Source organism: Bacteroides caecigallinarum (assembly GCF_021530995.1).
In the GTDB taxonomy this organism is placed as follows: Bacteria; Bacteroidota; Bacteroidia; order Bacteroidales; family Bacteroidaceae; genus Phocaeicola; species Phocaeicola faecigallinarum.
Genome location: NZ_JADYTF010000280.1, coordinates 1 through 562, shown reverse-complemented (window position 1 = coordinate 562; position 562 = coordinate 1). Strand labels below are relative to the sequence as shown.

Annotated in this window: 1 protein-coding gene; it reads left to right on the top strand. The window is 42.9% G+C overall.

Annotated features, from left to right (window positions below; genetic code table 11):
• Window positions 1-34 precede the first annotated feature (34 nt).
• Window positions 35-562, top strand: a 528-nt coding sequence (locus tag I6E24_RS16620; RefSeq protein ID WP_204509203.1) for an IS110 family transposase, incomplete at its 3' end; no start/stop codon positions are given.

Below are 562 nucleotides of genomic sequence, written 5' to 3'. Positions count from 1 at the left end.
AGAAAAACAATATTAACCAATAACGATATAGCTTATGAAGTGTGTACAAAGTAACAAATTAGATTTTAGTGGACAAAATATTTACGTAGGAATTGATGTCCACTTGAAAAGTTGGTCTGTTGCAATTTTGTCAGAGCACAGTGTTCTGAAGCGATTCAGCCAAAGTCCCGAACCGGAAGCGTTGCACAAGTATCTTGTCAGCAATTATCCTGGAGCCAATTACTTCTCTGTTTATGAAGCCGGATTCTGCGGCTTTTGGATACACGAGAGACTGACAGATTTGGGCATAACCAACATAGTAGTCAATCCTGCCGATGTACCGACTATGAGTAAGGAAAAACTTCGCAAGACAGATGCCGTTGACTGCAACAAGCTGGCTCGTGAATTACGTTCCGGTTCATTGGTTGGAATATACGTTCCCGGAGTGGAAACTCTGGAACTTCGTTCTTTGATAAGGATGAGAAACCTGATAGTAAAAGACAGCACCCGTGCGAAGAACCGCATCAAGTCTCTTCTTCGTTTTCATGGCGTAGAGATACCGGAAGAGTTTACCCGCTGCTCC